The sequence below is a fragment of the Methylibium sp. T29 genome, from assembly GCF_000576205.1.
Taxonomy (GTDB): domain Bacteria; phylum Pseudomonadota; class Gammaproteobacteria; order Burkholderiales; family Burkholderiaceae_C; genus Methylibium; species Methylibium petroleiphilum.
The window spans coordinates 1-7,815 of record NZ_AZND01000162.1 but is presented as its reverse complement, the minus strand read 5'-3'; the positions used below and the strand labels follow the sequence as shown (position 1 = coordinate 7,815).

Below are 7,815 nucleotides of genomic sequence, written 5' to 3'. Positions count from 1 at the left end.
CGGTGGTCATCGGCGCCGCGCTGGCCGGCGCGATGGCGCGGGCCGGGCGGCGCTCCTTCGCGCAGTCGTTGCGCGCACTGCTGCGCAACGAGACCGACCTGCCCGTGCGCGCGGCCTGGCTCACGCTGGCGGCGATGGCGCTGCTGGCTGGTCCGGTGATCGCGCTGATGGGCCACTACCACGTGCTCGGCACCGACCGCACCGGCAACGACGTGCTGCTGCAGGCGCTCAAGAGCGTGCGCACCGCCTTCGTGATCGGCACGCTGGCGACGATCGCCACGCTGCCGCTGGCCATCGTGTTCGGTGTGGTCGCCGGCTACTTCCGCGGCTGGGTCGACGACCTGATCCAGTATGTCTACACGACACTGTCCTCGGTGCCCAACGTGCTGCTGATCGCCGCCTGCGTGCTGATGGTGCAGGCCTTCATCGACCAGCATCCGGAGCTGTTCGAGACCGGCGCCGAGCGCGCCGACGTTCGGCTGCTGCTGCTGTGCCTGGTGCTGGGCCTGACCGGCTGGGCCTCGCTGTGCCGGCTGCTGCGCGCCGAGACGCTGAAGGTCCGCGAGCTCGAATACGTGCAGGCGGCCACCGCCTTCGGCATCGGGCCGCTGCGCATCATGGCGCGCCACATCCTGCCCAACGTGATGCACCTGGTGCTGATCACCACGGTGCTGGAGTTCTCGGCGCTGATCCTCTACGAGGCGGTGCTGAGCTATGTGGGCGTCGGTGTCGACCCGTCGATGAACAGCTACGGCGGCATGATCAACCTGGCGCGCAGCGAGATGAGCCGCGATCCGGTGGTGTGGTGGTCGTTCGCCGCGGCCTTCGGATTCATGGTGACGCTGGTGCTGGCGGCCAACCTGTTCGCCGACGGCGTGCGCGACGCCTTCGATCCGCGCTCACGCAGCTTCCGCGCCCGCGTTCTGCCGGCTTCCGGCAAGGGAGTGCCATGAGCACGCCGGGCCGCCCCGAGGGCGAGTACCCGAGTGCGCAGCACGAAGGTGGTCCAGTGAGCGCTGCGCCTGCAGACACCCTGTCCATCGAGGCGCTGCACGTCGCGCTCGACGCCGACGCCGGCCTGGTGCGCGCGATCGACGGCCTGAGCCTGGCGATCACGCGTGGCGAGACCTTCGCGCTGGTGGGCGAGTCGGGCTGCGGCAAGAGCATGACGGCGTTGGCGCTGATGCGGTTGCTGCCCGAGAACGGCCGCGTCACCGCGGGCTCGGTGCAGCTGGGCGGCGAGGAACTGCTGGACCTGCCGGAGTCGCGCATGCGGGCGGTGCGCGGTGCGCGCGTCGGCATGATCTTCCAGGAGCCGGCCACCAGCCTGAACCCGGTGATGAAGATCGGCACGCAGATCGTCGAAGCGATCGAGGCGCACACGGCGCTGCGCGGCGCGGCAGCGCGGGCCAAGGCGCTGGATTGGCTGAAGCGCGTGGGCATCCCCGAGCCCGAGCGGCGCATCGACGACTACCCGTTCCGCCTGAGCGGCGGGCAGAAGCAGCGCGTGATGATCGCCATTGCGTTGGCCGCCGAGCCCGAGTTCCTGGTGGCCGACGAGCCCACGACCGCACTCGACGTCACGATCCAGAAGCAGATCCTCGACCTGCTGCGCGAGCTGCAGCGCGAGCGCGGACTGGGCTGATGCTGATCACGCACGACCTCGGCGTGGTGGCCGGCATGGCGCAGACGGTGGCGCTGATGTATGCCGGCCAGATCGTCGAGGTGGCGAGCGCGAAGGACTTCTTCGCCCACCCGCGCCACCCCTACGCCCGGCTGCTGTTGCGCGCCGTGCCCGACGCCAGCCAGCGCGGCGGCGAGCTCGCGGCGATCGCCGGCAGCGTGCCGCCGCTGTGGCGGCGCTTCGAGGGCTGCCGCTTCGCCGACCGCTGCGACCGCGTGTTCGATCGCTGCCACGGTACCGAGCCGCCGCTGATCGAGACCGCGGCCGGCCATCAGGTGCGCTGCCTGCTGTATGTCGACGGCGCATCGTCGCCCGGGTCGGCGCCGGCCACGACAGCGATCGACGCGCCTGCGGCTCGGCCGGCGCCGGTCGAGCCCTCGCCGCTGCTGGACGTGCAGAACCTCGTGGTGCGTTTCCCGGTGCGCGGCGGGCTGCTGCAGCGCACCCGCTCGCACGTGACGGCGGTCGACGGCGTGTCGTTCCGGCTCGACGCCGGGCGCACGCTGGCGCTGGTGGGCGAGTCGGGCTGCGGCAAGACGACGATCGGCAAGGCCCTGCTGCAGCTGCTGCGCGGCACGGCGGCGGTCGAGGGCCGGGCGCTGTGGCGAGGCGAGGACCTGTTCTCGCTGCAGGGTGATGCGCTGCGGCGGGCGCGCCGCGAGATCCAGATCGTGTTCCAGGACCCGTTCGCGTCGCTCGACCCGCGCATGCGGGTGTTCGAGGCGCTGGAAGAGGGCCTGGTCGCGCTGAGGCCCGAACTCGACCGTGCCGCGCGCCGCGCCCGCATCGAGACGCTGGTCGAGCGCGTGGGACTGCGCCGCGACGCACTGGAGCGCTGGCCGCACGAGTTCTCGGGCGGCCAGCGCCAGCGCATCGCGATCGCGCGGGCGCTGGCGGTCGAGCCGCGCCTGCTGGTGTGCGACGAGCCGACCTCGGCGCTCGACGTGTCGGTGCAGGCGCAGATCCTCAACCTGCTGCGCGAGCTGCAGCGCGAGCTCGGCGTGTCCTACCTGTTCATCACGCACAACATCGGCGTGGTCGAGTACATCGCCGACGAGGTGGCCGTGATGCACCGCGGGCGCTTCGAGGAGGTGGGTCCGGTCGGCGTAGTGCTCGAAGCGCCGCGCAGCGCCTACACGCGTCGCCTGCTGGCGGCCGTTCCGAGGCTGGACCGCCAGATGTTCCAATCGTCCCAGTTCGATCCTCCCTGACCCGCAGGAGCCACCCCGATGTCCCGTAGACCCCCCGACTTTTGCACGCTGCACGGCGCTCGTCGGCAGCGCGCTGCTGTCGTTAGCCGCAGGCGTGCAGGCGCAGGACGCGCAGAGGCTCGAGCGGGTCGAGGTGACCGGTTCGGCCATCAAGCGCAGCCAGGTCGAGGGGCCGGTGCCGGTGCAGGTGGTGACCCGCAAGGACATCGAGCGGACCGGCGCGTCGACGATCAACGAGCTGATGAAATCGATCATGTCGCTCGACATCTTCGACGACGGCGAGCTGTCCTCGGGCACGCCGGTCGGCTCGGGCACTGCCATCGTCTTCATGCGCGGCCTCGCCGAGACCAATGTGCTGGTGCTGCTGAACGGCCGCCGGCTGCCGATCAATGCGCTGTACGACTCCTCGGGGGCGGGCGCCGCGGTCGACGTCAACTCCATCCCGCTCGCCGCGATCGAGCGCGTGGAGATCCTGAAGGACGGCGGTTCGGCGATCTATGGCGCCGATGCGGTGGCCGGCGTCGTCAACTTCATCACCCGCAAGAGCTACACCGGCTTCGAGCTGCGCGCCGGCTACGGCATTTCCAGCCGCGGCGACGGCGAGGAGCGCAAGGCCGGCCTGTCGGCCGGCTTCGGCTCGCTGGCGGCCGACGGCTACAACGTGTTCGCCGGCCTCGACCTGTTCAAGCGCGACCCGATCCAGCGCAGCGACCGCGACATGTCCAGTTCGGCCGATTTCCGGCGGTTCGGCGGGCCCGACAGCCGCAGCATCTTCGCGCCCACCGGCAACTATGTCGATGCCGACTTCATCCCCATTCCTGGCGCCTACGTGCGACCCTGCCCGCCGGCGCAGATCGGTGCCGACGGCCTGTGCCGCTACGACTTCAATGCCAGCCTGCTGAGCGCCTACAACGGTGCCGATCGGCTCAGCGGCATGCTGCTGGGCACGGTGCAGCTGACGCCCGGTCTCCAGGGCTTCGCCGAGGTGCTGGCCTCGCGCTCGCGCGACACCTTCGTGGGCCATCCCGCGCCCGACTACTTCCTCGACGGCAACGGCGACTTCTTCGTCGGCCGTTTCATGCAGGGCGGGCCGCGCCTGACCCAGCGCACGGCCAACCTGCTGCAACTGTCGACCGGGCTCGAGGGCACGCTCGGCGAGGTCGAGTGGAAGGTCGATGTCGGCCAGGGCCGCAGCCGGGTCGTCAACGACGACCGCAACTATTTCACCTATGCCGGCGTCGACCAACTCGACGCCAGCTCGCTCAACAACGACCCGGCGCTGGTCGAGTCGCTGAAGGTGCGACCACGCCGCGAGGGCGAGTCGAAGATTCTGTTCGCCAACGGCAAGCTGACCGGCGAACTGCTGCAGATGCCGGCCGGCCCGCTGTCCTATGCGGTCGGCACTTCGGTCTGGAAGGAGTCGATCGTCGACACGCCGGATGCGCTGTCGCAGGCCGGAGAGATCGTCGGCAGCATCCAGCAGGCGGCCGTCGATGCCGAGCGCAAGGCCTACGCGTTCTTCACTGAGCTCAACGTGCCGGTGACGCCTCAGCTCGAAGGGCAGGTGGCGTTGCGCTACGACCATTACCCCAGCGCCAGCAAGACCAGCCCCAAGCTGGCCGCGCGCTACCTGTTCACGCCGGCCTTCAGCACCCGGGCCTCGTACACCGAGAGCTTCCGCATGCCGAGCCTGAAGCAGCTCTACGGCGCGCGCGAGAGCGGCGCCGCCGACTTCACCAACGACACGCTGTGCGCCGCCTTCGGCCAGCCGGCCGGCTGCACGCTGTCGGGCTTCTTCGCCAACGGCTCCAACCCGCGTCTGCAGCCGGAGAAGGGCCGCACCTACAACCTCGCTTCGTGCTGTCGCCAGAGGGGGATTCAATGCCACGCTCGACATCTGGCAGATCAAGATCGCCGACCAGATCAACACGCCGACCGTCGACCAGGCCATCGCGGCCGGCAAGTTCGCCCAGGACGCGCAGGGCCGCATCGTCGTCGACACCGACCTGCAGAACTTCTCGAAGGCCCGGGTGCAGGGGCTGGACCTGCAGCTCGAGCAGCGCCTCGGCAGCGCGGGCGCCGGCAGCTTCACGCTGCGCAACGACACGGCCTACTACCTGAAGCAGGAGCGGCAGGACGGGCCGGGCCAGCCCTGGCAGGACCTGAAGGAGACCTACGCCGCGCCGAAGTGGCGCAACCTCTTCAGCGTGACCTGGGAGCTGGCGACCTGGGCCAACACCCTGGCGCTGCGCTCGACCGGCGGCTTCTACGACACCGACGAGCCCGATCCTGCGCCCGGCACCCGCAAGGTGGCCGCCCACCACGAGGTCGACTGGGTGTCCGGCTTCACCGGCCTGAAGAACCTGCGCCTCGACTTCGGCATCCGCAACCTGTTCGACCGCATGCCGCCGTTCAGCGTGACCAACGCCTCCGACGGCCGCTACTCCCAGCTCGGCTTCGCCGAGCTGTACACCAACCGGGGGCGCTTCTTCTTCCTGAATGCGAGCTACGAGTTCAATTGAACCGTCGAAGTCGTCGTGCAATTCGAGCTGCCAGCTTGTCAGCGATATCGAAAGCGAAACGACAGCTCGACGACGATGCTGCCAGGGACGATCGAGGAAAGGTGCTCCGTCGATCCATGGCATGAATGTTGTATGAGAATTTGAAAAATTCTCTTACGACGTCCGATGAACGAACTGACCCGGATCAAAACCAGGAGCGCCTCCCTCGACGCACGGCGTATGCTTTTGGCCGACCGGCAGCCCGCCGGGTTTCATAATCGCATCCGCTCACGAAGCGCTGTTCCGCCCGCTGACCCCGTGGGCCCGCGATGAGTCGTTCCTGCGAGCGGCATCGTCCCCCCGCGACAATCTCGTTTCAACGCACGCCTCCCGGAGATTTCATGATTCGTTGCTTTCGTGGCCGTTCGGCTATCGCCTTGCTGGGGACGTTCGCCTTGGCCCTGCTGATGGCCGGGACGGCCCTGACGCCTTCGGTCGTTCATGCCCAGGCGGTGGTGCCCAGCGAGCCGGCGGCCTCCGCGGCCGTCGTCCCTGCGGCGGCCGCGCCAGCACCGGCGGCGGTGGTCGAGAACCCCTATGGCCTGGAGTCGCTGTGGCGAACCAGCGATGGCGTCGCGAAGGCCGTGCTGCTGATTCTGGTCGTGATGTCGATGGGCAGTTGGTACATCATCGTCGTCAAGTTCATCGAGCAGGCCAGGCTCAACCGCCAGGCCAAGCTGGCCGCCAAGAGCTTCTGGAGCGCCGGCAGCGTGCGGCAGGGGGCCGACACGCTGGAGCCGACGAGCCCGTTCCGCTTCATCGCCGAGGCCGGCCTCGAGGCGACCAAGAAGCACGGCGGCCTGTTCGAGCACGTGGACCTGAACAGCTGGGTCACGATGTCGATCCAGCGCGCGATGGAGCGCGTGCAGAGCCGCCTGCAGGACGGCCTGGCGTTCCTGGCCACCGTGGGTTCTACCGCGCCCTTCGTCGGTCTGTTCGGCACGGTCTGGGGCATCTACCACGCCCTCACCGCGATCGGCGTGGCCGGGCAGGCCTCGATCGACAAGGTGGCGGGCCCGGTGGGCGAGGCCCTGATCATGACGGCCATCGGCCTGGCGGTCGCCGTGCCGGCGGTGCTGGGCTACAACTGGCTGGTGCGTCGCAACAAGGGCTCGATGGAAGAAGTGCGCGCCTTCGGCAACGACCTGCACTCGGTGCTGCTCGCCACGAGCCGCGCCCCGGCCAAGGCCTGAGCGATGGCGATGAGCGTCGGCCCCGCGGGAGGGGACGAGGACGAGGTCGTCTCGGCGATCAACACCACGCCGCTGGTCGACGTGATGCTGGTGCTGCTGATCATCTTCCTGATCACCATCCCGGTCGTCACCACCTCGATCCCCGTCACGCTGCCGAAGGAGACGATCCAGGTCCGCGAGAGCAAGCCCGAGAACGTGATCATCTCGGTCGACGCCGGCGGCGCGATGTACTGGTACGACAGCCGCGTGCCGAACGCGAACGCGCTGGTCGAGCGGCTCAAGAAGGTGGCGGCGATGAAGCCGCAGCCCGAGGTGCAGATCCGCGGCGACCTTGCGGCACGCTACAACGCGGTCGGCAAGGTGGTCTACGCCTGCCAGCGCGCCGGCATCACCAAGGTGTCGTTCATCACCGAGCCGCCGCCGCGCGGCGGTTGACGCAGGAGCCTTTCGACCATGGCCATGAGCCCGCTGGGCGCCGACGCCGGCAACGAGCCCGAGCTGATGATGGAGATCAACACCACGCCGCTGATCGACGTGATGCTGGTGCTGCTGATCATGCTCATCATCACCATCCCGATCCAGCTGCACGCGGTCAAGCTCGACATGCCGGTCGGCCCGCCACCGCCGCAGGTCGTGCCGCCGCAGGTGATGAAGATCGACATCGATGCCAACGATGCGATCTTCTTCAACGCCGAGCCGGTCGCCAACGTCGTCGAGGCCGAGCGCCGGCTGCAGGCCATGGCGGCACTGCCGCTGGAGGCGCAGCCCGAGCTGCACCTGCGGCCCGACCGGCTCTCGAAGTACAGCACCGTGGCCGGCGTGATGGCCGCGGTGCAGCGCAACGGCCTCACCAAATTCGGCATCGTCGGCAGTGAACAGTTCATCGAATAGCGTCGCGGCCGGCCCGCTGCACGCCGGGGCCCGGAGTCCGTTGGCATGGACCTGAGCTTCGAACGTCAGCCGCCGTCGCGGCGCTTCGTCGGCTTCGTCGTCGTGGCGGTGCTGCACGTCTTCATCTTCTATGCGCTGGTGTCGGGTCTGGCCCGCAGCGTGGTCGAGGTGGTCCGCAAGCCGCTCGAGGCGAAGATCATCGCGGAGCTCCCTCCGCCGCCGCCGCCTCCGCCGCCCCCGCCGCCGCCCAAGGAGATCCGGAAGCCTGCGCCACC

Annotated in this window: 5 protein-coding genes and 2 pseudogenes; all 7 read left to right on the top strand. The window is 69.2% G+C overall.

All coding sequences use genetic code 11. The features are described 5' to 3' along the window. The coding region (locus x551_RS15905) for an ABC transporter permease (protein ID WP_036249443.1) at positions 1 to 953 on the top strand (953 nt) is incomplete at its 5' end. A 56-nt stretch (positions 954 to 1,009) separates the two neighbouring features. After that, a pseudogene (locus tag x551_RS15900) lies at positions 1,010 to 2,895 on the top strand (ABC transporter ATP-binding protein). A 94-nt stretch (positions 2,896 to 2,989) separates the two neighbouring features. Then, the gene (locus x551_RS15895) at positions 2,990 to 5,542 is read left to right on the top strand and encodes a TonB-dependent receptor (RefSeq protein WP_036249440.1); all 2,553 of its coding nucleotides are present in this window, start codon (positions 2,990 to 2,992) and stop codon (positions 5,540 to 5,542) included. Between the two features lie 321 nt (positions 5,543 to 5,863). Further along, positions 5,864 to 6,649 carry a MotA/TolQ/ExbB proton channel family protein gene (locus tag x551_RS15890; RefSeq protein ID WP_231497764.1) on the top strand — a complete coding sequence of 262 codons (786 nt, stop codon included), beginning with the start codon at positions 5,864 to 5,866 and terminating at the stop codon, positions 6,647 to 6,649. A 3-nt stretch (positions 6,650 to 6,652) separates the two neighbouring features. Then, positions 6,653 to 7,084 (top strand): biopolymer transporter ExbD, encoded by a 432-nt coding sequence (locus x551_RS15885; protein ID WP_036235132.1) that lies wholly within the window; start codon positions 6,653 to 6,655, stop codon positions 7,082 to 7,084. Positions 7,085 to 7,102: 18 nt separating this feature from the next. Continuing rightward, positions 7,103 to 7,540 (top strand): biopolymer transporter ExbD, encoded by a 438-nt coding sequence (locus x551_RS15880; protein ID WP_011829353.1) that lies wholly within the window; start codon positions 7,103 to 7,105, stop codon positions 7,538 to 7,540. 45 nt (positions 7,541 to 7,585) lie between these two features. Next, positions 7,586 to 7,815: pseudogene (locus x551_RS26535) on the top strand (energy transducer TonB); the annotation flags it as partial.